Here is a 22,770-nt window from a genome sequence, read left to right on the forward strand (position 1 = left end):
CGTGACGGACGGCCAAGGCAAGCGACTGTGGTCGGCCTCGTGCGGCAATCTTCTACTTCTTCCTGGTCTTGCGCGGCGGCTTCTGGGGCGGCTGCCCGAGGAGATCGACGTCGAGCGGTTTGTCGGCTTGCGGCGCGGCGGCCGGCTTGGCTGGTTTCGTGGCGGCCGGAGCCGGCTGCTCCTTGGCGGAAAATTTGATGGCCATGTCGATCCCTGAAAAGCGTCGGTGACTCACATCGCGGTCGACCGGTTCCTAGCACACAATCGGGCAAGCGGAACGGAAAAGACCTGCGGTTGCCGATCATACCAATCCGGTCGTGACGTCCGCGAACCGACGTCAATTATTTTGCCGAATTAGGGAACCGCCGCCTAAGTGGGGCGTTGTTGCAATGCCGTCAGCAGTCGAAAGAAGGCTAACAGCACAAGGACGCCTTCCGCGCCATAAAACGCGCGAGAGGCGTTCTTTTTGTGCGCCGCCTACATGATCACGCTCAACATCGGCAGGATTTCATAGCGGAAGCCGCGGCCCGATCTCGAAACAGGGTCGCCATCGGTCACCGCCCTCGCCTCGGCGTCGCTGCCGGCACGCAAGATCAGCAGCCCCCAGGGGCCTGCCGGATCGGCGACCGGACCTGCCATGATCATGACGCCTTCGCGCAGCTTCTCGCGCAGATAGTCGGCATGCCGGCCCATCAGCGCCCTTTCCTCCTCCGACATGGTGAAGGCGAAATCCGGCCGCGGCGGGATCAGCCGGCAATGGAAGATTTTGGGCGCCTTGGTCGCATCCGCTTCGTCGGTACTGGCCATCGTGGTCCTCCAGGATCCAAAACCGTTGTTGAAGCCGCCGCCTGCCTAATCCTGTTCGTGCGGCCCCGGCTCGGGCCAGGGCTCCTTCGCCGCCTCCGCGTACCAGTGCCGCATCGCCGGCGTCGCCAGCACCGCATCGACATAGGCGCGGGTGACCGGCGCCAGTTCGCCGCCATAAGTGTCGAAGCGCGTGACTACCGGCGCATACATGGCATCCGCAGCGGTGAAATGGCCGAACAGGAACGGGCCACCTTGGCCATACTGTTCGCGGCACTGGCGCCAGATCGCCTCGATCCTCGCCCGCTGCGCCTCGCCCTCGGCATCGAGCGGCTTGTGCGATTTCGGCCGGCGCAGGTTCATCGGCCAGCCGTAACGGACCTCGCGGAAGCCGGAATGCATTTCGGTCGCCACCGACCGCGCCAGAGCGCGGGCGCCGAGATCATCCGGCCATAGCTTTTTTTCGGGAAACAGGTCTGCCAGATATTCAAGGATGGCAAGCGTTTCCCAGACGATCCTGCCATCATGATTCAACACCGGCACAAGCCCGGTCGGCGACACTTTGGCAAGATTGGCGAAGGTCTGCGGCGTACGCAGGCGCACGAAGCCTTCCTCGAAGGGCATTTCCAGATGCTTCATCGCCACCCATGGCCTGAGCGACCATGAAGAAAAACACTTGTTGCCGATATAGAGGGTGAATTCTGCCAAGACTGTCTCCTGATGATGTCAATTCGCTGCAGCCGTCATGATCGCCGGCGGCCTGATGCCGGCGCGGGCCTGGATCGCGGCGACCGCCGCGTTTATGTCGGGGTTGATCTCGAGCGCCTTGCGGCCGGCGCCGATCAGGAGGTCGACCTGATCCACCGGCAGCCTGAGCCTGGTCGGAATGTCGTTCAGCTTCGCTTCGGTTGCCGGGTCGAGATCGGCGAAGGACAGATGCTGGACGACGAGGCGCACATCTCGGCAGTTCCAGCCGCCGGCCGAGCCGCGATAGGCCGAAACGGTCGAGCCCGGCAGGCCACAGCGGAAGCGCACCAGCTCGCCTTTCCATTGCGAGACGGCGAGCGTCAGCGCATCGAATTCGTCGCGCACCGAGGCGGCAAATGTGGTGCTGGTCGTCACATTGAAAAGCTCGCTGGCCTTCGGTCCATGCAGCGACTTCGTCCAGGCTTTGTTGCTGCCGCTGCCGGCGTCGACGACGATGAAGATCAGCGTGTTCAGGCGCACCGCTTCCAAGGGCGACAGCGGTCCATAGGGCGTGCCGGCGGCGGAGCGTTCGAGCGTGAAGCCGGTGACGCCGATATTGTCGGTGAGGCCGCCATCCAGCAGCTTCACATAGTCATGCGGGCCGGCGTTCTGATAGGCGTCGAGCGCCCCGGCATAGGCCTTGAGCCGCAGCGAGGCGTTGCGGTCGGCCAACGCCTCACTCAGCCACCCGGGCCGGTGGTAGCCGCAATCGGGACTGGTCGCCGCGACCACGATCGGCGCGAAGACGACGGGCACGGCGGCGGAGGCAGCGACGCCATCGGCAAGCCGCACCTTGTCGAGATCGCTGCAGAGTGCTGCAAAGGTGTCGTAGGTGAACAGGAACGGCGTGCGGTTGTAGATGTCGGACGCGTTGATCCAGACGATCGGGCCGTTCGGCTTGTGCAACGCCTTGAAGGTCGCGCCATCGAAGAGATGGTCGTTCAGCCATTTGGCGAAGCCGCTACGGTCGTTGACGCCGCCATAATAGGCACGCACCAGGTTGACCGGCGAGATCGCCTCCCTGAGGTCGGCTTCCGCGTTCTGGGTCAGGAAACGCTCGCGGAAATCCTGGTAGCCGTTCCTGCCCTTATAGCCGAAATAAGCGGCGGTGATGGCGCCGCCGGAGGCGCCGGAGATCATCCTTATGTCGTCGACCAGCGTGCGCCGTTTCGGCCGTTCGTCGATGACGACGTCGTCCAGCGCCCGCAGCACGCCGTAGGAAAAGGCCGCCGCCCGCGTGCCGCCGCCGGAAAAGGCCAGGCCCACGACAGTCGAGCCGTCATCGGCGGGATCGGGAATGTAGGTGGGCGACGGGTGGCCAACCTCGGTGGTCAGCACGTTGATCGGCCCGACATCGTCGGCGACGCAGCCGGCCACGGCCATCAGCACTGCGACAACAGCCACGCGAAGACGCAAAACCCGGTTCCCCCGGCTGCCCTCACCCGCAGCCGCGGCGAACCCTAGCCGGATTGCGTTGCGCGATGCAACCGCGGCTGAAAAGTTAGCTTGTCAGGCTGAATTTCGCTAGGATCGAACGTGGCCCAGCAGCGACGCGACGTAAGTTTCGATCTCAAGCCTGCTGGCAGTATCGAGAATTCGTGCCCAAGTCTCTTGCGGCTCACGGCCAGAAGCGATCATTACCGGTGCATTGTGAAACGCGTCGGCGAGCATTCGGGCTTTGTCCAGACTATCGGCCGCACGAATTTCGATGAGAGCGATTTGCAGAATACGCAGGATAATTTCGTTCGTTATCAGTTGGGGTTCAGTCAATCGAGTCAACTTTCCTTGCTTGGTTGCAATCTTCATTCTCGCAGACTGGCGGTGCAAAGACGTCGCCGCAGTCCGGAACCCAAATCGGCTCGGCACGTTGAGAGACCCGGATGAAACCCAGGAGATGCGCGCATGGTGAACAGGGATCAGGTCGCGGGTATTGCCAAGCAAGTGAAGGGTTCGCTCAAGCAGGCGGCGGGCAAGGCCACCGGCAACCGGCGGACCCAGGTCCAAGGCGCCGCCGACAAGCTCGTCGGCAAGGTGCAGAAGGCCTATGGCGACGTGAAGGACAAGGTCCGCAAGACGTTCTGATCCATGTAGCTGTCATGTCTTGGTGGCATCAGGGAAGAGGCCGTCGCGAGACGGCCTTTTTCACGTCTGGAATTGCTTGGCGAAAGCGTTGATTGAACACGCTCGACGGCGCCTCGTCCAGTTTGGCCCCAAGTCGGCGCTTTGGAGACTTTTCATGCCAAGGCAAGAAAAGTTCCTGGGTCGACAGCGCGGCGGGGGGCTGTCATTTCTTGCAGAATGCATCCAGGAGAGGAAGGCATGAAAGCCCTTGCAACCGCTATGACGCTCGCCGTGCTCGCCTTCGCCGGCACCGCTGAGGCCGCGGACTGCGTCGACGCCAAATCGGCAAAGGCAGGCTTCGTCCTCGAAAAGGCGGGCATCAGGAGCGAGTTCCGGCCAGCGCCCGGCGGCATGGTCGCGGTCGCCAACAAATACCAGTCGGACTCGCCACAGACAGAATACCTCTATGCCGGGCTGATCGAAGTTTTCCGCGACAGCGACACCGGGCGGCTGTCGATGATCCCGCTCGGCGACTTAAAGAAGCTTTTTCCGCTCAAGGCCGGCGCCAAGAGCAAGACCGTTTTCGTGCGGCTGTCGTCGAAGAAGCCACCGAAGGGCACCGAGACGCTGGCGCTCGCCGTCAAGGGCAAGGACAGCTACAAGCTCGGCGACTGCAAATACAATGTGCTGGTGGTCAGCGAAACGATCACCGGAGATTCCGGCAATGTGATCGACAGCTTCACCGCGCTCTATTCGCCGGACCTGCAGGCGGTGCTGGCGCGTCGCTATGACGAAGGGACGAGCGCGCAGAGCGAGGTGGGGTTCGAGACGATCAAGCCGCTGAAGGAGTAGTGGCGGCGGCGCTTGGGTTTCAAGCGAAGGCGATCCTTTCCACTGCTCTATCCGGCTAGCTCCTATCGCAGCAACACCCTGCGGCGTCGCCTCACGGTCGATCCACCGGACGACAGCTGGAGGCTCTCCAATTCCTTCAAGCACTCCCGCAAGAACCCGGCATCCTGCGATGTCTTGGCCATCGACATGGCGCCGGAATAGGCGGCGACGGCAAGCGCCGCGAAGCGATCGGGATCGGTGCCGCCCTCCCCGCCATTCGTCTGGTCAGCCCGCACCTTGTCGGCAATGGCCTGTCGCCAACCGGCGAAGATGTTGGCCAGCGCCAGCCGAAACTCGTCATCGGCCAGCGACAATTCATGCGCCAGGTTATTGAGCGGACAGCCGCGCACATAGCCCTGCTCTTCGAGCTCCGCCGCCACCGCCTCGAACACGGCGCGCACACCTTCGCGGGCCGAGGATGCCGCCAGCACCGGCTCGATCCAGGTTTCCCGGACCGCGGCCGCCACTCGCTCCTCGATTACCGCCAGCGCCAGCGCCTTCTTGGTCGGGAAATGATGATGCAGCGCGCCGCCGGTGACACCCGCCGCCGCCATCAGATCGCCAAGGCTCGAGGCGTGATAGCCGCGCGCCTGGAAAAAGTCTTCGGCCACGTCGAGCACGCGGCGGCGCATGCCTTCCGGGTCGTTGGTGCGCTTTTTGCGAGCCATACGCGATCTCCCCTTCTCCCCTTGTGGGAGAAGGTGTCGCCGAAGGCGACGGATGAGGGGTGCTCCAGCTTGGCATCGACGGCACTCCTGCCAACACCCCTCATCCGTCTCGGCGCCGCGCGCCGATCCACCTTCTCCCACAGGGGGAGAAGGGAAAGAAAATAGCAGATTGACAAAACAGGACAACCGGTCTGTTTTATAAACAGGACAATCACCCTGTTTTGAGATTCCTGCCATGAACCGACCTTCCCGCCTTGCCTCGCCCGTGGTCGAGCTGCGGCAATACACGCTGAAGCCGGGGCAGCGCGAAACGCTGATCGCGCTCTTCGACCGCGAGTTCGTCGAGACCCAGGAAGCGACGGGCATGACCGTCATCGGCCAGTTCCGCGACGTCGACCGTCCCGACATGTTCGTCTGGCTGCGCGGCTTCGAGGACATGGAGACGCGAAAGGACGCGCTGAGCGCCTTCTATGGCGGCCCGGTGTGGGCCGCGCACCGGGATGCCGCCAATGCGACGATGATCGATTCCGACGATGTGCTGCTTCTGAAGCCGGCGTGGCCGGGTGCGGGTTTCGACCTGTCGGGATTGAAGCGGCCGACGGCGGCCGAGGCCGAAATGAGCGATCGCAGCCAATTGCCCGGTTTTGTTGAAATTTCGATTCATCATTTGCGACCGGGCGCTGAAGCGGGCTTTGCCGAGCTATTTCGAACAGAGGCGGTTCCGCAGCTTGCGGCGAAAGGCGCCCGCCTGCTGGGAGCATTCGTGACGGAGAGCGCCGAAAACACCTTCCCGCGCCTGCCAGTGCGGACAGGCGAGAACGTCTTCGTGTCCGCCGCCGGCTTCGACAATGAGAATAGCCATGCTTTCAGCCGGGCACCGCTTGGCGTCTCGCCTGCCCTGCAGGCCTTCCAGCGATCTGCGGAACAGAGCCTGGCGCGGCCGACAGAAGTGCTGCGGCTCTCGCCGACCGCGCGTTCGTTGCTCGGCACATCAGCGATTGCTTAATCGACAAGGCCTATGATGCCGCCATCCAACTGGATGCCGCTCATGCCGCAATGGTTCACCGCAACGCTCTTCGGCCTTCTGGCACTGGCAGCGGTCTGGGGCATATACAGATCGCTGTCCTCCGGCGTGGCCTATGACGACATCTATCGTTTCGAGATCGACAGCAACCCGCTGGGCTTTGCCTTCGCCATCGCCAGCCGGGTCCTGATCGTCGCCTTCGCGATAGCGATGATCCTGCATGCGTTAGGCTTCATCGGAAACCCGGTGTCGACGCTGCGCTCTATGTTCGGCTGAGTTCAGCCTCCACCGAAGGTCCGGCCGATTGTCTCGGCAACAAAGGCCGGGTCTTCCCAATGCGGGTTGTGGCCGCAATCCTGCGCCCACACCAGTCGAGACCCGGCCAGAGCCTTGGCCAGTGCCTGCTGGTGCGCTTCGCCGAAAAGCGGATCGCGGCCGCCTGCGATGATCAGCGTCGGTACCCGCGCGGCGCGGGCCGCGTCAGTCAGATCGGTGCCGCGGACTTCTTCTAGAATGGCGCGCCACCGCGCTGCGGGAATCGCGGAGGCGTCCTGCGCGAGAGCGTCGAGAAAAGCCCGCGGTACGCCCGGTCCGCAGGCATGCCACCAGTCATAGAACGGATCGGACGGCGAGATCGGATCGCGCAATGCGGCTACACCGCCGATCAGCGGGTGATCCGATGCGAAATCAGGCTTTAGCGCGCTCGCCATGATCACCAGCCCGCCGATCAATTCCGGATGCCGTGCGGCAAGCATGATCGACACCATGCCGCCCAGCGAGTGCCCGACGACCACCGGCCGATCGAGCCGCAGGCGCCGGATCAGCCTGGCCATGTCGTCGGCGAAATCGGCGACGCCGCAGCCCTCGCCCGTCTGCGAGGCGCCGTGGCCGCGCAGATCCGGCATGATCAGCCGGCGCCCGGAAAGGTGGGGCGCCAGCAGCGAAAAACTGCGGCTGGTGTCGGTGAAGCCATGCACCAAGAGCAACGGCGGCTCCGAACCGGCGTTCTCGACATAGGCAAGGTCGAGACCGCCGACATCGACGATCCGCTTGCGGCCGGCCCAGGCGGCCTGCTCGGCCTCCTGGTCCGGAAGGTCCAATACCACCACGCTCAGAGCCCGAGCTTTTCCTTGACCGCGGCGAGGCCGGGCTTGCCGTCGAAGGTGGTGACGCCGGCCAGCCACGCATCGAGGCGATCCTTGTGCAAGGTGATCGCCTTAAGCGCCCCGTCCTCCGGTTTCATGCCGTCATTGATGAGGTAGCCCATGCCGACATTTTCCATGTCGATGTCGAAGGCCAGATTCTTCAAGAACTGCGCAACGTTCGGGCATTCCTGAAGAAAACCCTTGCGCACCTGCGTCGTGACGGTGGCGGCGCCGAAATTCGGGCCGAAGAATTTGTCGCCGCCGGTCAGGTACTTGAAGTCGTACATGGTGTTCATCGGATGCGGCGCCCAGCCCTGGAACACGATGAACTGCTTCTCCTTGATCTCGTAGCCGACCTCCGAAAGCATACCGGCCTCGCTCGACTCCACCACCTGCCAACCATTGAGGCCGAACTGCGGATCGGCGATGGCGTCCATCATCAACTGGTTCGAGCCGGGCTCGATGCCGTACATCTTCTTGCCGAACTTGTCGGCGAATTTGTGCAAATCCGACAGGTCCTTGACGCCGGCGTCCCAGACATAGGTCGGCACGGCGAAAGTGTACTTGGCGCCGACCAAATTGACCCGCACATTCTCGATCGTGCCGTCTTTCTTGTAAGGCTCATAATAGGTGACCATCGCCGGATCCCAATAGCCGAGGAATAGGTCGAGGTCTTTGTTCTTCATGCCCTCGTATATGACGTTGATGCCGAGCACCTCGCTCTGCGGCTCGTAGCCCAGCGCCTGCAGCAGGACCTTGGCCACGCCCGTGGTGAAGGCCAGATCATTCCAGCCAGGCTCCGCCATGCGCACCGCCCTGCAGCTTTCGGCTTCAGCAGCCCACGCCCCCTGGGAAGCCATCATCAGAGCCGCGAAACAGACGCCATTCGCAAGCATGCGCAACATTCCGGTTCTCCTCATATCGATCAGTTTGATATCGATCTTTGACCAATTGGTCATGCTATTGTCCCACCGGTCAATGATTGATCTGGGCGGACGAAAATGTCAACATGGATTCGCCATGCAAGGATCAGTCCGGTGAAGCTCACGCGCCTCAGCGACATACGCCGCAAGGAGTTGCGGCAGGCGGCGTTTGCCGTTCTGGAGCGCGAAGGCATCGCCGGCGCGACGCTGGAAAAGGTCGCGGCCCAGGCCGGCGCCTCGAAGGGCATTGTGCTGCATTATTTCCGCAACAAGCAGGAGCTGTTCGAGCACGCCATGCGCGAAGCCAACGCCGTGCTCTGTCACGCGGTGGTAGCCCGGCTTCAGCGGGCGCGGACGCCGATGGAACGGCTGGACGCGGTGATCGAGGGCAATTTCGAGGAGCACCTGTTCCTGGCGCCGCTCTGCCATGCCTGGCTGTCGCTCTGCGCCGAGGTGCCGCGCGACGAGAAGCTGGCGCGCATCCAGAAGGTCATCCATGCGCGCATGCGCTCGAATCTTCTGTCCGGCCTGCGCGGCCTCGCCTCGCCGGAACTGGCCGAGGAGATCGTGCTCGGCGTCACCGCGCTGATCGATGGGCTGTGGCTGAGGCTTGGCCTGCAGCCGGGCAGCGTCAGCCGCGAGCAGGCGGTGCGGCAGGTCAAGGATTATGTCGCATGTCGGCTTGCCCTGCGCCAGCCTGCCCCTGCCGAACTTGTCTCGGGCCGATAAAGTTCATACCGAGCGATAGGTCCTCGGCTTGACCCCTCGCGCCCTTCAGTGCCGCATTGCCGCTCCATTGCAGGGAGCATGGCGATGCGACTTCATGGCAAATGGGCGCTGGTCACAGGCGGGTCGGACGGCATCGGCCTGGCGATTTCGCTAGCCTTCGCCCGCGAGGGCGCGGATCTCTTGATCGTCGGGCGCGATGCGGGCAAGCTGGAAGCGGCGCGCGACACGATAGCCCGGCAAGGGAAAGGCAACGCCGCGATCGAAACGCTGTCGGCCGATCTCGCTACGGACGCCGGCATCGGTGCCGTCGCCGGCCATGTCGGGCGATCCGGCCGGCCGCTCGACATCCTCGTCAACAATGCGGGTGTCGCCTATCTGGCGCCGTTCGAGACGGTGAGCGCCGAGCAGTTCCAGAATTCCTTCGCGCTCAACGTGACGGCGGTGTTCTTCCTCACCCAGCAGCTTTTGCCGCATCTGAGCGCCGGCGCCTCGGTCATCAACATCTCGTCCTACTTCGCCCACAAGATGATCCCCAAGCGGCCGTCGAGCCTTTATTCGCTGTCCAAGGGCGCGCTGAACTCGCTGACCAAATCGCTCGCCTTCGAGCTCGGCCCGCGCGGCATCCGCGTCAACGCCATCGCGCCGGGCACCATCGACACCGCCATGCGGCGCAAAACGATCCTCAACCTGCCGGCCGAAGCGCAGGCCGAGCTCAAGGCCTATGTCGAGCGCAGCTATCCGCTCGGCCGCATCGGCCGCCCTTCGGATGTCGCCGGCATGGCGGTCCATCTCGCCAGCGACGAGGCCGCCTGGACCAGCGGCGGCATCTTTGCGGTGGATGGCGGCTATACAGCAGGGTGATTAGCTGATCTCCCCCCTTGTGGGGGAGATGGCCGGCAGGCCAGAGGGGGGCGCTGTCCCGCCAGCGTTTCAGCCCATTGAGCACTTCCTGTTGGTGCGCGGGGGAGTTTGCATAGAGTCAGACGCCGTGATCCTTCGCGTCCCCCTCTGCCCTGCCGGGCATCTCCCCTACAAGGGGGGAGATTGGCGTTGCCTTCAACCGATTTGCATCTTCCCCGCCCGCAATCTCCGCTTGATGCCGTTTGTGCAACGCGATACGCCCTTGCCCAAATCGACAGACCGGAGATTTGCCGTGAGCGCTGAAAAGACCAGAACCGAAACCGATACGTTCGGTCCCATCGAGGTGGCGGCCGACCGTTATTGGGGCGCGCAGGCGCAGCGTTCGCTGGGCAATTTCAAGATCGGCTGGGAAAAGCAGCCGGCCTCGATCGTGCGCGCGCTTGGCATCGTCAAGCGCGCCGCGGCCGAGGTGAACATGGAGATGAAGCGGCTCGATCCGGCGATCGGCAAGGCGATTGTCGAGGCCGCGCAGGAAGTCATCGACGGCAAGCTCGACGCGCATTTTCCGCTGGTGGTGTGGCAGACGGGCTCGGGCACGCAGTCCAACATGAACGCCAACGAGGTGATCTCCAACCGGGCGATCGAGATGCTCGGCGGCGTCATGGGCTCGAAGAAGCCGGTGCACCCGAACGACCACGTCAATATGAGCCAGTCGTCGAACGACACCTATCCGACGGCCATGCATATCGCCTGCGCCGAGCGGGTCGTGCATCATCTGATTCCGGCGCTGCACCATCTGCACAAGGCGCTCGACGCCAAGGCGCGGGCCTTCAACCACATCATCAAGATCGGCCGCACGCACACGCAGGACGCCACGCCGCTGACCCTCGGCCAGGAATTCTCCGGCTATGCCGCGCAGGTCGTCTCGTCGATCAAGCGCATCCAGCAGACATTGCCCGGTTTGCAGGAGCTGGCGCAGGGCGGCACCGCCGTCGGCACCGGGCTCAACGCGCCGGTAGGCTTCGCGGAGAAAGTCGCCGACCGCATCGCTTCGATTACCGGCATTGCCTTCGTCACCGCGCCGAACAAGTTCGAGGCGCTCGCGGCGCATGATTCCATGGTGTTCTCGCATGGCGCCATCAACGCGGCCGCCGCGGCGCTGTTCAAGATCGCCAACGACATCCGCCTGCTCGGCTCCGGCCCGCGTTCGGGTCTTGGCGAGCTGTCGCTGCCGGAGAACGAGCCGGGGTCCTCGATCATGCCTGGCAAGGTCAACCCGACCCAGTGCGAGGCGCTGACTCAGGTCTGCGTGCAGGTGTTCGGCAACAATGCCGCGCTCACCTTCGCCGGCAGCCAGGGCCATTTCGAGCTCAATGTCTACAACCCTCTGATGGCCTACAACTTCCTGCAGTCGGTTCAGCTGCTGGCCGACGCTTCCGTGTCCTTCACCGACAATTGCGTGGTCGGCATCGAGGCGCGGGAAGACAACATCAAGGCCGCGCTGGAGCGCTCGCTGATGCTGGTGACGGCGCTGGCGCCGACCATCGGCTACGACAACGCCGCCAAGATCGCCAAGACCGCGCACAAGAACGGCACGACCTTGCGCGAGGAAGCGCTCGCCACCGGACTGGTCAGCGAAGCCGATTACGACCGGCTGGTGCGCCCAGAGGACATGACTCATCCGGGGTAGAGGGCCCGTCAAATCACAGCTCAAAGTTTTGCGGCGGGAGAATTTGCTCCCGCAGCCGATTCCCGCGACATGAATTTCGCGTTAGCTACAAAAGGTTAGAACATTAGATCTGTGAACAATGTGTTGTCATATAGGCGTCTTTTGGTGAACAGTCCGCATCGTCTATCTGATTGGGCATTCAACCCATTCGGAGAACCGCCATGTCCATCAACTCTTCCGTCGCCGGCAACGGCGCCAAGTCCAACAGCTCCACCACGATCCTGCTCGGCCGCATCCTGCTGGCCGTGATCTTCCTGCTTTCCGGCTTCGGCAAGCTTACCGCCATTTCGGGCACCGCCGCCTATTTCGGCGCGCTTGGCCTGCCGGTCCCGACCGTGACCGCCATTGTCGTCGGCCTGATCGAACTGCTCGGCGGCCTCGCCATCCTCGTCGGCTTCCAGACCCGGATCGCCGCCTGGGTGCTCGCCATCTTCACGATCGCCACCGGTCTCGTCGCTCACACCGGCTGGGCCGATCAGATGCAGATGATCCAGTTCCTCAAGAACCTCGCCATCACCGGCGGCTTCATCCTGCTCGCCTCTTCGGGCGCCGGCGCCTATTCGATCGACGCCAAGCGCGGCTGAGCGTTTACCTTCCAAGCTTGAGCCAAAAGCGGCGCGGAATTTTCCGCGCCGCTTTTTCGTTTTTCCACCTACAGGCGTAGACTGGTTCGGCAGACGGCAAGGGAGGTGGCCATGCTGCGCAACGCACTGCTTCTCATCTCGCGGCTCCTGCTGGCCGCTCTGTTCGTGCCCTCGGGCTTCCAAGCGCTCAGCAACATAGCCGGCACGACCAGCTATTTCTCCGGCCTCGGCCTGCCGCTGCCGACCTTGGCCGCCTGGGGCACCGGCCTGTTCGAGCTGATTGCCGGACTGCTGATCCTGATCGGCTTCCAGACACGGATCGTGGCGCTGCTGCTTGCCGCCTTTTGCGTGGTCGCCGGCTTCATCGGCCATTACGGCCAGGGCGCCGACGACGCCACGTTAGCCTTCCTGCACCAGCAGATGCTGATGAAGGACATCGCCATTGCCGGCGGTTTCCTGGCGCTGGCCATGGCCGGCGCCGGCGCATGGTCGGCTGATGGGCGTGGCTTCGGGATCAGCGCCGAGGTGACCTGAACCGTCACTTCACCGAAACGCTCGGACCGCCCTCAACCGCCAGCACCAGGCGGCGGTTGGTGATGCGCGCCAGTTGCGCCAGCCGGCCGGCCGGGCGTTCGCCATAGAGATCTGAAAGCGAGGCCGGCAGCACCAGCGCCAGCGCGCCGTTGCCGCGGCTTTCCCATTTCAGCCTTGGCATCACGCCAGGCATTGCCGCGGTGAGCAGGTAGACAACGCGCATCATGGCGGCGAGCACGCGGGCGCGCTCCAGAACGCGCGGCGGCGCCAGCGCCTTGATCTCGGGCGCGATACCGTCGTTGAGGATGCCGTCATGGCGGTAAGCGCTGGCCAATGCCAGATAGGCACGGCCAGGATGGTCGACGCCGATGAAGGAGGCATGCGCGATGATGTTGAGCGACTGCCTGCCGCGATATTCGGGATGCGCGCGCCAGCCGATATCGGCGAGCAGGCAGGCGGCCTGGCGGTAGCGCGCCTCGTCTTCGGTCTCGTCGATGCCGAAGGCCTTGAACGCCTTGCCGGTCCATTCGACCAGGTCATGCGCGTGGTGTACCGAACGCGAGCGCAACAGCGCCAGTTCCTCGGCCGCCGAGATCAGCGGGTCGGACTTCTGCTCCTCCGCGTCCAGCAGCGAATAGAGAAAGCCCTCGCGCACGCCCTGCGCCGAGACGACGATCTTCGACGGCTGCATCGCCGCCATGATCTCCTGCAGCACCACGGCGCCGTAAGGCAGCAGCGAGCGGCGGTTCTTGGAGACGCCCTCGATGCCCCTCACCTTTTCGATCTCGCCCCTGGCCACCTGCCTCAGGAATGCCAGCGCGCGCTCGGCCGATATCTCGTAGTGATGCATGACGCCGAGCGGATAGTTGGTCATCTCCATATGCAGCCTGGCGAGGTTTCGCCAGGTGCCGCCGACGGCGTAGAAAACCCTGCCCTGCCCGCCCTTGAGCAGCTTTGCCCGCGCCAGCTCCTGGCGCGCGATCTTCTGCGCCTGGACAAGCGAGTTCTTGGCCATGTCCTGCAGGCGCAGGCCGCCGAGCGGCAGCGTGATGCCCTCGCCGATCGTCTCGCGGTTGACGTCGATCAGCTCTAGGCTGCCGCCGCCAAGGTCACCCGCGATGCCGTTGGCCGGGTGGAAGCCGGAAATGACGCCCAGCGCCGAATAATAGGCTTCCTGGCGGCCGGTGAGCACGCGGATCTCGGTCTTCAGCACATCCTCGGCGCGGTGGATGAAATCGGGGCCGTTGCCCGCCTCGCGCGCCGCGGCGGTGGCCAGCACATACATATGCTCGGCGCCGGCCTGATCGGAGAGCGCGCGAAAACGGCGGAACTCCTCCATGGAGCGCGTCACCGCCTCCGGGTCGAGCTTGCCGGTCGAAACGATGCCGCGGCCGAGGCCGGCCAGCATCTTTTCGTTGAACAGAAGCGTCGGCGAGCGCGCCAGCCCTTCATAGACGACAAGACGGATCGAGTTCGATCCGATGTCGATGATCGACAGCGGCCGCCGGTCCTGAAGCCGGCCCTGGGAAACTGAGATCACGCGGCGCCGTTCTTCTTGCGGCGCTTGAACTGGGCAATGCGCTTCGGCGCATGCGATTTCAGCGCGTCACCCCGTCCGGAGAGGCTCGGATTGGTCATGAAATATTCCTGCGCGTTGAACGGCTCCTCGCCCTCCTCCAGCACGACGCGCCGGGAGGTCCCGTCTGCCAATACGTCGAAACTTTGCTGGTTGTCCATGACGTTGCCCAGCATGATCTGGCCAAGCACCTGTTCATGCACAGTTGGATTGGTGATCGGCACCAGGGTCTCGACGCGGCGGTCGAGATTGCGCGGCATCATGTCGGCGGACGAGATGTAGACGATCGCCTCGTCCGACGGCAGGCCGTGGCCGTTGCCGAAGCAGAAGATGCGGCTGTGCTCGAGGAAGCGGCCGACGATCGATTTCACCCGGATGTTCTCCGACAGGCCAGGCACCTGCGGCCGCAAACAGCAGATGCCGCGCACGACGAGGTCGATCTCGACGCCGGCGCGGCTGGCCTCATAGAGCGCGTCGATGATGGTCGGATCGACCAGCGCGTTCATCTTCATCCAGATGCGGGCGGGCCGGCCTTCGTGGGCGTGGATGATCTCCTCCGAGATATGCTTCAAGATGCGATTGCGCAGCGTGAAGGGCGACACGGCAAGGCGCATCTCCTCGGCCGGCTCGGCATAGCCGGTGATGAAATTGAAGATCTGCGCGACATCACGCGCGATCGTCGGATCGGTGGTGAAGAAGGACAGGTCGGTGTAGATGCGCGCGGTGACCGGGTGGTAGTTGCCGGTGCCGAGATGCACGTAGTTGCGCAGCTTGCCGTCCTCGCGGCGCACCACCAGCGACATCTTGGCGTGTGTCTTCAGCTCCAGGAAGCCGAACACGACCTGGACGCCGGCGCGTTCGAGGTCGCGCGCCCAGCGGATGTTGGCCTCCTCGTCGAAGCGCGCCTTGAGCTCGACAAGAGCCGTTACCGACTTGCCTGCCTCCGCGGCATCGATCAGCGCGCGCACGATCGGGCTGTCGTTGGAGGTGCGATAGAGCGTCTGCTTGATCGCCACCACCTCGGAATCGGCCGCCGCCTGGCGCAGGAACTGCACCACCACGTCGAAGGATTCGTAAGGGTGGTGGACGACGATGTCCTTCTCGCGGATGGCGGCCAGGCAGTCGCCGCCATGCTCTCGGATGCGTTCGGGAAATCGCGGGTTGTAGGGGACAAATTTGAGATCGTCGCGCGGAACGGCAACGATCTCCGAAATCTGGTTGAGCGCCAGCGGGCCGGTCAAAACGCTGATGCGGCTCGACGAGACGCCGAGCTCGCCGGCGACGAAATCGCGCAGCGCGGCCGGCATCAACGTGTCGAATTCGATGCGGATCACCGAACCACGGCGGCGCCGCTTCAGCGCCGTCTCGAACAGGCGCACCAGGTCTTCGGACTCTTCCTCGACCTCGATATCGCTGTCGCGAATGATGCGGAACGTGCCGGAGCCCTTGACCTCATATCCGGGGAAAAGCTTGCCGATATAAAGGCCGACCGCTTCCTCCAGCGGGATGAAACGGACATGGTGCTTGCGATCGGGCAGCCGGATGAAGCGCCTGAGCGCCACGGGCAGGCGCAGAAGCGCGCTCATCTCCTCGCCATTCTTGCGGTGGCGCAATTGCAGCGCGATGGAAAAGCCCAGATTGGGAATGAACGGGAACGGATGCGCCGGGTCGATCGACAGCGGCGTCAGCACCGGGAAAACCTGATCCTGGAAATGATCTTCCAACCAGGCTTTCTCGTCCTTGGTCAGCGCATCGCGGGTGATGCTCTCGATGCCTTCCTTGTTGAGCAGAACCATCAGCGTCGACAGGCTCTTCTGCTGGTCCTCCTGCAGGCGCTCGACCTCGCGCAGCAATTGCTCGAGCTGCTGCTCAGGCGTGCGTCCGTCCGGGCTCTTCAGGGCAATGCCCTCGCGCACCTGGCCGGCGAGGCCGGCGACGCGGACCATGAAGAATTCGTCGAGATTGGCGGCCGAGATCGACAGGAAGCGGACGCGCTCGAGCAGCGGGTGGTGCTCGTTCAGCGATTCCTCCAGCACCCGCCGGTTGAATTGCAGCCAGGAAAACTCGCGGTTGACGAAACGGTCGGGATTGCCGCCGTCGGGGCTTGCGGCCTCGACGGTGATGAATTCACTTTGCACCGGCTTCAGTTCGTTCATGGTTTCCCGCTCTTGCCCGCAACCGCCCTGGAACGCCGCACGTTGCCGTTCGGCGACGCTCTAACATGTCTTTGTGACGCATGATCGTCACGGAATCGCTCCGTGCCAAGCCGCATGCGCTTAACCGGCTCAACTTATCCTCTGCCAGCCTTTTGCGACAGTTTGATTTCATCGATCTTGCAAACTGGCCTGTTATGCTCCAGATGCAGGCTGGTCAAACCCACTGGCCGAACCCAATTGGAGACGACGATGGCAGGCGGTAGCATCCCCCATTTCCAGAACGACGCGGGACATCCGGTCATCGAGATCGGCGTCAAGGAATTCATGTGCACCGGCGCCAACCCGCCTTTCGACCATCCGCATGTGTTTCTCGACATGGGCGACGACAATGAAAAGGTCTGCCCCTACTGCTCGACGCTCTACCGCTATTCGCCGTCGCTGAAGGCGACGGAAACGCAGCCAGCCGGCTGCCTCTATGTCGACCAGGCCGCCTGACCTCCTTCCCCGCCCATGACTGAGACACGGTCCCGGCAGATCGTCATCGCCGGGGCCGGCATTGCCGGGCTGACCGCAGCACTTGCCTTTGCCGAGCGCGGCTTCCCGGTAAAATTGTTCGAGCAGGCCAAGCAGCTCGAAGCGGCCGGCGCCGGCCTCCAGCTTTCCCCCAACGCGACCCGCATCCTTGCCCGGCTGGGCGTGCTCGAGCGCCTGCTGCCCAACGCGATCCGGCCGGAAGCGGTGGTGCTGAAGGACGCCAGGAACCTGCGCGAGCTGGCGCGCGTGCCGCTTGGAGCGGCGGGTGAAAGCCGCTGGGGCGCTCCCTATCTCGCGGCACATCGCGCCGACCTGCAAGCGGCGCTGATGGCAACGGTGGCACAACGGCCGGAGATCGAGCTTGTCACCGGCGCGCAGGTGACCGGCATCGCCACCGGCCCGCAAAGTGTTGTCGCAACGGTCGAGACCGACGGCAAGGCCACGCAGGCCGCAGGCGGCCTGCTGCTCGGCGCGGACGGCGTGTGGTCCTCGGTTCGCGCCGCGCTTGCTGGGACGGCCGGCTTTGCGGCAAGCCGCTTCTCCGGCGAGCTCGCCTGGCGCGCGACGATTGCGGCACAAAGCGCCGCCGGCCAGGTTTTTGAGCAAATCGGCGCCAGCGATTGCGTCACCACCTTCCTGCATCCCGGCTTCCACATGGTCGCCTACCCGGTAAGCAAGGGCAGCGCCTTCAACCTTGCCGCCTTCACCAAGGGCGAGCGCATCGCCGAAGGCTGGTCAGGCCACGCCGACCCCGCGATCCTTTCCGGCGCCATGCTGGGCACGGCGGCAACGCTGTCGAGGCTGGTGGCGCTCGCCGGGCCGTGGACAGCCTTTCCCATCCACACGGTCGAGCAACGGCGGTGGACTATGCCGGAGGGCATCGCGCTGATCGGCGACGCTGCGCATGCCATGACGCCGTTCGCGGCGCAGGGCGCGGCCATGGGCATAGAGGACGCCTCGATGCTCGCCAATCTGGTCGCCGATTTTCCGGGCGACCTGAAGCAAAGCGTTGCCACCTGGGAGAATCTGCGACGGCCGCGCGTCGAAAGGGTGCTGAAACGCGGCGCGCTGAACCGGCTGGCCTGGCATGCCAGGGGGCCGGTGGCGATCGCGCGCAACCTGGTGCTGGCGACGCGGTCGGTAGAGAAGCTCGCTGCGGATCTGGACTGGCTCTACGGGTGGGAGGAGCGGCCGGTGGCGCGGCGGTAGGGTATCATCGTCAAACGGCTAACTGGATAGGTCGGCGGGACAGCACCCCCTCTGCCCTGCCGGGCATCTCCCCCGCAAGGGGGGAGATCAGCTGTCGCCGCGGCTTTCGCCAATCACCGACGTCATGAGGCGGGAGCCGGCGTCCAAGCTGCCAATCTCCCCCCTTGCGGGGGAGATGAACGGCAGGACAGAGGGGGGTGTGAAGGAACGCGACGTTTTCGTTCGACAGCGATGTCTTTGCCCGGGTATGATGGATAATGGCCAAGGTGATCCGATACAAAATAGATCCCGCAAATCCGCCTCCGCTGACTGATGCTCAACGAACGGAGATTGCTGCGCTTAAGGCGCGTCCAGACCACGATGTCGACACAAGCGACATTCCAGAATCGCTCTACCGAATCGGTACTTCAACCCGATCTTGTAGCTCCGCGACAGGCAGAACCAGCTAGTCATACAACCCCATCGACCACCACAGCGACATTGGCAGCGGGTTCCACCAACCCGTGCGCAGGCCGGCAACCCTTAGTCCCGCCGCCGTCCACGTATTGCAGCCGACCAGCGCGTTGAAATGGCCGTTGGCCTCGTAGAAACGGTCATAGGTCGAGTAGCCGGCATCCTCGATGGCCACAGGCCCGCCCGTACCCTGCTGAAAACTCGCGGCGATGTAGTCGAGCAACGCCGAGAAATGCTGTTCATCCACGTCGAAGCCAGCGACATCGGAATGCGGCTCCTTGATGGCGCCCGCGACATCGACATGCATCACCGAGGCATCAAGCGTCAGCGCCTTCACCACCGGCACCGTCTTTAACTCAGACCAGGTCGGCGTCTCCAGGTAGAAGGCGCGGCCGCCCCAGCCGAAGACGATGTAGCGCGCATTCGGCGCATCGGTCGGCAGGCCGGCATCGGCCAGGAAGGCGAAGCGGCGGCGCACGCCGTCATCGAGGGGAATCGCGATATCGGTGTGGATCGGGTTCTTCAGCACCAGGATATGCCGCGTGCCCTCACCTGCCGCGGCGGCAGGCCAGAGCGGGCGCGGCACCAGCGTGCCGAGCGCCGTGGCGAGTGCCACCGCGGCAACCAGCGTCGCAAGGTATCGCAGCGCTCTTCTCATCGGGCGCGATAAGTCGGTCGCCTGGTGACTTCGTCATCCTCGGGCTTGACCCAAGCATCCATGCCGTGACGTCCGCCATCAAGTGCGGCGGAGTAAAATTCTGAGCCGTTGCAACGCCTTAGTGTAACGGCGTGGATCCTAGGGTCTGCGCTCGTCGCTTCGCTCCTTGCTTCACCCTAGGATGACAATCGAGTGGCCGCTCAGTGCAGGATCTGGCTTAGGAACAGCTTCGTGCGCTCGTGGCGTGGATGATCGAAGAACTCGGCCGGCGTGTTCTGCTCGACGATCTGGCCCTGATCCATGAAGATCACGCGGTTGGCGACTTTGCGCGCAAAGCCCATCTCGTGGGTGACGCAGAGCATGGTCATGCCTTCCTCGGCCAGGCCCACCATCGTCTCCAGCACTTCCTTGATCATTTCCGGATCGAGCGCCGAGGTCGGTTCGTCGAACAGCATGATGCGCGGGTTCATGCAGAGCGAGCGCGCGATCGCCACGCGCTGCTGCTGGCCGCCGGAGAGCTGGCCCGGGTACTTGTTCGCCTGCTCCGGGATCTTCACGCGCTTGAGGAAATGCATGGCGATCTCTTCCGCCTGCTTCTTCGGCATCTTGCGCACCCAGATCGGTGCCAGCGTGCAGTTCTCCAGGATGGTCAGATGCGGGAACAGGTTGAAGTGCTGGAACACCATGCCGACCTCGCGGCGCACCTCGTCGATCTTCTTCAGATCGTTGGTGAGTTCCTTGCCGTCGACGATGATCTTGCCCTTCTGATGCTCCTCCAGCCGGTTGATGCAGCGGATCATGGTCGACTTGCCGGAGCCGGAGGGGCCGCAAATGACGATACGCTCGCCGCGCATCACCTTGAGGTTGATGTCCTTCAGCACATGGAACTCGCCGTACCATTTGTGCATGCCGACGATGTCGATGGCGACGTCGGTGGTCGAGATGTGCATCTTCTTGGCATCGACCTTCAGGTCTTCCGCGCTGACGGCGTTTTCGGTGGTCATGGCCAATTCCCCTTATCGTTGTTCTTGATGCATGTCCCAAAACCGCTCCACAGTTTTGGGCGACAGGCATCAGCGTTTGTAGCCGGTGTCGAGCCGGCGTTCGGTGTACATTGAGTAGCGCGACATGCCGAAGCAGAACAGCCAGAATACGAAGGCGGCAAAGATCAGGCCGGACTTCGCGGTTTGCGGCGTCGCCCAGTTGGCGTCGGCAAAATTCTGCTTCACCACGCCGAGCAGGTCGAACATCGAGATGATCAGCACCAGGCTGGTGTCCTTGAACATGCCGATGAAGGTGTTGACGATACCGGGGATGACCAGCTTCAGCGCCTGCGGCAGCACGATCAGGCCCATCTTCTGCCAATAGCCGAGGCCGAGCGAGTCGGCGCCCTCATACTGACCCTTCGGGATCGCCTGCAGGCCGCCGCGGATCACTTCGGCCATATAGGCTGCCGCAAACAGCGACACGCCGATCAATGCTCGCAGGTATTTGTCGAAACTGACGCCTTCCGGCAGGAACAGCGGCAGCATGACGCTGGCAAAGAACAGCACCGTGATCAGCGGAATGCCGCGCACCGTTTCGATGAAGACGACGCATAGCCATTTGACAATCGGCATCTTCGAACGCCGACCGAGCGCCAGCACGATGCCCATCGGCAGCGACACGGCAATGCCGACGAAAGACAGGCTGAGCGTGACCAACAGCCCGCCCCAGCGCGGGGTCTCGACATGCGGCAGGCCGAACACGCCCCCGACCAGCAGGAAGAAGGCGACGATCGGCAGCGCCACGAAGAGCAGGATGGCGTTCAGCCCCTTGCGCGGCACGCGCGGGATGAGCATCGGCACCAGCAGCACCACAAACAGGATGGCGACCAGGATCGGCCGCCAGCGCTCCTCGACCGGATAGGTGCCGAACATGAACTGGCCGAATTTGGCGTTGACGAAGGCCCAGCAGGCGCCGGTCCAGCCATCGGGCTGGATGCCGCCCTGTGAGGCGGTCGTGCATACCGTGCGGTCCGGGCCGGTCCACACGGCATTGATGAAGGCCCAGTTGATGACCTGCGGTACAACCCAGAGCACTATGGCGATGCCCAGCAGGGTAAGGACGGTGTCGCCGACCGAACCGATCAGGTTTTTGCGCACCCAGGCATAGGCGCCGCGCTCCGTCGCCGGCGCCGGCTGCGCCAGCGCCATCTCGGTGCGCACCCAGGACGTGTCGTGTTCCTGCATGACCCTACCTCTCCACCAGCGCCATTCTGGCGTTGACGATGTTCATGACGAAGGACGTCACGAGGCTCAGCACCAGATAGGCGATCATCATGATGAACACGCCCTCGACCGCTTGTCCGGTCTGGTTCAGCACCGTACCGGCGGTGGCCGTCAGATCGGGATAGCCGATGGCGATGGCCAGCGAGGAGTTCTTGGTCAGGTTTAGATACTGGCTGGTCAGCGGTGGGATGACGATGCGCATCGCCTGCGGAATGACCACCAGCCGCAGGATCGGACCGGAACGCAGGCCAAGTGCCGCTGCCGCCTCGGTCTGGCCTCTGCTGACGCCCCTGATGCCGGCGCGCACGATCTCGGCGATGAAGGCCGCCGTATAGAAGGAAAGCGCCAGCAGAAGCGACAGGAACTCCGGCTTGATCCAGAAGCCGCCGGTCAGGTTGAAGGTCGACTGCTTCGGGAAATCGAAGGTCAGCGGCATACCGCTGAGCAGGAAGGCGAGTACCGGCAGGCCGACGATCAACGCGACCGAGGTCCAGAACACCGGAAACTGCTGGCCGGTTGCCCTCTGCCGCTGATGCGCCCTATGGGCGACGAACCAGGCCATTGCTATGGCCAGCAGGAATGCGACACCGATCAGCCAGGAGCCGTCCCCCCAGACAGTGCGCGGCAAATAGAAGCCACGCTGGTTAAGGAAGGAGCCGAACGGCAGATGGATGCTCTCGCGCGGCGGCGGCAGCACGGCCAGCACGCCGGAATACCAGAAGAAGATGACCAGCAGCGGCGGGATGTTGCGGAAGATCTCGACATAGACCGTGCAAATCTTGCGGATCAGCCAGTTCTGCGACAGGCGGCCGATGCCGATGGTGAAGCCCACGACGGTGGCAAGCACGATGCCGGCGACGGCAACGATGATCGTGTTGAGCAGACCGACGACCAGCGCGCGGAAATAGGTCGAGTCGGACGTGTAGGCGATCGGCGTGTCGGAGATGTCGAAGCCGGCCCTGCTCCAGAGGAAGCCGAAGCCAGAGGCAATGTGCAGGCGCTGGAGGTTTTCGATGACGTTGTGGACGATCCACCAGATCGAGCTGAACAGCAGGATCACGACCAGCGTCTGAAAGAACAGGCTGCGTATTCTCGGGTCATTGATGAAGGAGCCGCGACTCGGCTCCTCGCGAAGGATTTCCTGCGAAGCCATGGACCATCCCCTGGAAAGAGAAACCGGGAGGCAGACGACCTGCCTCCCGGATCACATTTCG

General features: G+C 63.6%; 25 protein-coding genes. 11 read left to right on the plus strand and 14 right to left on the minus strand.

The annotated features are described in order from the left end of the window. Nucleotides 1–52: 52 nt before the first annotated feature. The 5 genes from EN869_RS34480 to EN869_RS20295 all read right to left on the minus strand — a co-directional run bounded on the left by EN869_RS34480 (nucleotide 53) and on the right by EN869_RS20295 (nucleotide 3,357). Nucleotides 53–205 carry a hypothetical protein gene (locus EN869_RS34480; RefSeq protein WP_167507041.1) on the minus strand — a complete coding sequence of 51 codons (153 nt, stop codon included), beginning with the start codon at nucleotides 203–205 and terminating at the stop codon, nucleotides 53–55. Nucleotides 206–477: 272 nt separating this feature from the next. Further along, nucleotides 478–807 (minus strand): YciI family protein, encoded by a 330-nt coding sequence (locus EN869_RS20280; RefSeq protein ID WP_127227318.1) that lies wholly within the window; start codon nucleotides 805–807, stop codon nucleotides 478–480. A 45-nt stretch (nucleotides 808–852) separates the two neighbouring features. Beyond that, nucleotides 853–1,512, minus strand: a complete 660-nt coding sequence (locus EN869_RS20285; RefSeq protein ID WP_127227317.1) for a glutathione S-transferase family protein — start codon at nucleotides 1,510–1,512, stop codon at nucleotides 853–855. A gap of 18 nt (nucleotides 1,513–1,530) precedes the next feature. Then, nucleotides 1,531–2,934 (minus strand): patatin-like phospholipase family protein, encoded by a 1,404-nt coding sequence (locus EN869_RS20290; protein ID WP_127227550.1) that lies wholly within the window; start codon nucleotides 2,932–2,934, stop codon nucleotides 1,531–1,533. Nucleotides 2,935–3,075: 141 nt separating this feature from the next. Next, the gene (locus EN869_RS20295) at nucleotides 3,076–3,357 is read right to left on the minus strand and encodes a hypothetical protein (RefSeq protein ID WP_127227316.1); all 282 of its coding nucleotides are present in this window, start codon (nucleotides 3,355–3,357) and stop codon (nucleotides 3,076–3,078) included. Between the two features lie 96 nt (nucleotides 3,358–3,453). On the opposite strand from EN869_RS20295, the gene EN869_RS20300 reads away from it, so the two are divergent. Next, entirely contained in the window at nucleotides 3,454–3,633 is a 180-nt protein-coding gene (locus tag EN869_RS20300; protein WP_127227315.1) for a CsbD family protein, read from the plus strand. A 237-nt stretch (nucleotides 3,634–3,870) separates the two neighbouring features. Continuing rightward, nucleotides 3,871–4,464: a hypothetical protein gene (locus EN869_RS20305; protein WP_127227314.1), complete on the plus strand. Its 594-nt coding sequence runs from the start codon at nucleotides 3,871–3,873 to the stop codon at nucleotides 4,462–4,464. Nucleotides 4,465–4,526: 62 nt separating this feature from the next. On the opposite strand, the gene EN869_RS20310 is transcribed toward EN869_RS20305, so the two are convergent. Continuing rightward, nucleotides 4,527–5,171, minus strand: coding sequence for a TetR/AcrR family transcriptional regulator (locus EN869_RS20310; RefSeq protein ID WP_127227313.1), 645 nt, complete (start codon nucleotides 5,169–5,171; stop codon nucleotides 4,527–4,529). 235 nt (nucleotides 5,172–5,406) lie between these two features. Between EN869_RS20310 and EN869_RS20315 the strand changes: the two genes are divergently transcribed. Together EN869_RS20315 and EN869_RS20320 are read left to right on the plus strand one after the other, a co-directional pair. Continuing rightward, nucleotides 5,407–6,177 (plus strand): NIPSNAP family protein, encoded by a 771-nt coding sequence (locus EN869_RS20315; protein ID WP_127227312.1) that lies wholly within the window; start codon nucleotides 5,407–5,409, stop codon nucleotides 6,175–6,177. Between the two features lie 12 nt (nucleotides 6,178–6,189). Next, complete coding sequence (locus EN869_RS20320) at nucleotides 6,190–6,471, plus strand: hypothetical protein (protein ID WP_127227311.1); 282 nt, start codon at nucleotides 6,190–6,192, stop codon at nucleotides 6,469–6,471. Between the two features lie 2 nt (nucleotides 6,472–6,473). On the opposite strand, the gene EN869_RS20325 is transcribed toward EN869_RS20320, so the two are convergent. Both EN869_RS20325 and choX read right to left on the minus strand, forming a co-directional pair. After that, nucleotides 6,474–7,301, minus strand: a complete 828-nt coding sequence (locus EN869_RS20325) for an alpha/beta hydrolase (RefSeq protein WP_245489434.1) — start codon at nucleotides 7,299–7,301, stop codon at nucleotides 6,474–6,476. A gap of 5 nt (nucleotides 7,302–7,306) precedes the next feature. After that, nucleotides 7,307–8,245, minus strand: coding sequence for a choline ABC transporter substrate-binding protein (gene choX, locus EN869_RS20330; protein WP_127227310.1), 939 nt, complete (start codon nucleotides 8,243–8,245; stop codon nucleotides 7,307–7,309). Nucleotides 8,246–8,341: 96 nt separating this feature from the next. Between choX and betI the strand changes: the two genes are divergently transcribed. The 5 genes from betI (at nucleotide 8,342) to EN869_RS20360 (ending at nucleotide 12,700) form a co-directional block, all read left to right on the plus strand. Further along, nucleotides 8,342–8,992 carry a transcriptional regulator BetI gene (betI, locus tag EN869_RS20335; protein ID WP_127227309.1) on the plus strand — a complete coding sequence of 217 codons (651 nt, stop codon included), beginning with the start codon at nucleotides 8,342–8,344 and terminating at the stop codon, nucleotides 8,990–8,992. Nucleotides 8,993–9,076: 84 nt separating this feature from the next. Further along, a complete protein-coding gene (locus tag EN869_RS20340) occupies nucleotides 9,077–9,853 on the plus strand; it encodes an SDR family oxidoreductase (protein WP_127227308.1) in 777 nt (258 codons plus the stop codon). A gap of 292 nt (nucleotides 9,854–10,145) precedes the next feature. After that, the gene (fumC, locus tag EN869_RS20350; RefSeq protein WP_127227307.1) at nucleotides 10,146–11,543 is read left to right on the plus strand and encodes a class II fumarate hydratase; all 1,398 of its coding nucleotides are present in this window, start codon (nucleotides 10,146–10,148) and stop codon (nucleotides 11,541–11,543) included. 200 nt (nucleotides 11,544–11,743) lie between these two features. Then, the gene (locus tag EN869_RS20355) at nucleotides 11,744–12,166 is read left to right on the plus strand and encodes a DoxX family protein (protein ID WP_127227306.1); all 423 of its coding nucleotides are present in this window, start codon (nucleotides 11,744–11,746) and stop codon (nucleotides 12,164–12,166) included. A 111-nt stretch (nucleotides 12,167–12,277) separates the two neighbouring features. After that, nucleotides 12,278–12,700, plus strand: coding sequence for a DoxX family protein (locus EN869_RS20360; RefSeq protein ID WP_127227305.1), 423 nt, complete (start codon nucleotides 12,278–12,280; stop codon nucleotides 12,698–12,700). A 4-nt stretch (nucleotides 12,701–12,704) separates the two neighbouring features. On the opposite strand, the gene ppx is transcribed toward EN869_RS20360, so the two are convergent. Then, nucleotides 12,705–14,240 (minus strand): exopolyphosphatase, encoded by a 1,536-nt coding sequence (ppx, locus tag EN869_RS20365; protein WP_127227304.1) that lies wholly within the window; start codon nucleotides 14,238–14,240, stop codon nucleotides 12,705–12,707. Beyond that, nucleotides 14,237–16,432 carry an RNA degradosome polyphosphate kinase gene (locus EN869_RS20370; protein ID WP_127227303.1) on the minus strand — a complete coding sequence of 732 codons (2,196 nt, stop codon included), beginning with the start codon at nucleotides 16,430–16,432 and terminating at the stop codon, nucleotides 14,237–14,239. Before EN869_RS20370 ends, ppx begins: the two co-directional genes overlap by 4 nt. A gap of 249 nt (nucleotides 16,433–16,681) precedes the next feature. Between EN869_RS20370 and EN869_RS20375 the strand changes: the two genes are divergently transcribed. Together EN869_RS20375 and EN869_RS20380 are read left to right on the plus strand one after the other, a co-directional pair. Continuing rightward, nucleotides 16,682–16,927: a zinc-finger domain-containing protein gene (locus tag EN869_RS20375; protein WP_027169907.1), complete on the plus strand. Its 246-nt coding sequence runs from the start codon at nucleotides 16,682–16,684 to the stop codon at nucleotides 16,925–16,927. 15 nt (nucleotides 16,928–16,942) lie between these two features. Beyond that, entirely contained in the window at nucleotides 16,943–18,175 is a 1,233-nt protein-coding gene (locus tag EN869_RS20380) for an FAD-dependent monooxygenase (protein WP_127227302.1), read from the plus strand. Nucleotides 18,176–18,620: 445 nt separating this feature from the next. On the opposite strand, the gene EN869_RS20390 is transcribed toward EN869_RS20380, so the two are convergent. From EN869_RS20390 to EN869_RS20405, 4 genes are all read right to left on the minus strand, one after another. Continuing rightward, nucleotides 18,621–19,286 (minus strand): TIGR02117 family protein, encoded by a 666-nt coding sequence (locus tag EN869_RS20390; RefSeq protein ID WP_127227301.1) that lies wholly within the window; start codon nucleotides 19,284–19,286, stop codon nucleotides 18,621–18,623. A gap of 200 nt (nucleotides 19,287–19,486) precedes the next feature. Continuing rightward, nucleotides 19,487–20,290: an amino acid ABC transporter ATP-binding protein gene (locus tag EN869_RS20395; RefSeq protein ID WP_095819976.1), complete on the minus strand. Its 804-nt coding sequence runs from the start codon at nucleotides 20,288–20,290 to the stop codon at nucleotides 19,487–19,489. A gap of 69 nt (nucleotides 20,291–20,359) precedes the next feature. After that, nucleotides 20,360–21,517 carry an amino acid ABC transporter permease gene (locus tag EN869_RS20400; RefSeq protein WP_127227300.1) on the minus strand — a complete coding sequence of 386 codons (1,158 nt, stop codon included), beginning with the start codon at nucleotides 21,515–21,517 and terminating at the stop codon, nucleotides 20,360–20,362. Between the two features lie 4 nt (nucleotides 21,518–21,521). Then, the gene (locus EN869_RS20405) at nucleotides 21,522–22,709 is read right to left on the minus strand and encodes an amino acid ABC transporter permease (RefSeq protein ID WP_127227299.1); all 1,188 of its coding nucleotides are present in this window, start codon (nucleotides 22,707–22,709) and stop codon (nucleotides 21,522–21,524) included. Nucleotides 22,710–22,770: the final 61 nt, after the last annotated feature.

Source organism: Mesorhizobium sp. M2D.F.Ca.ET.226.01.1.1, assembly GCF_004022705.2.
Taxonomy (GTDB): Bacteria; Pseudomonadota; Alphaproteobacteria; order Rhizobiales; family Rhizobiaceae; genus Mesorhizobium.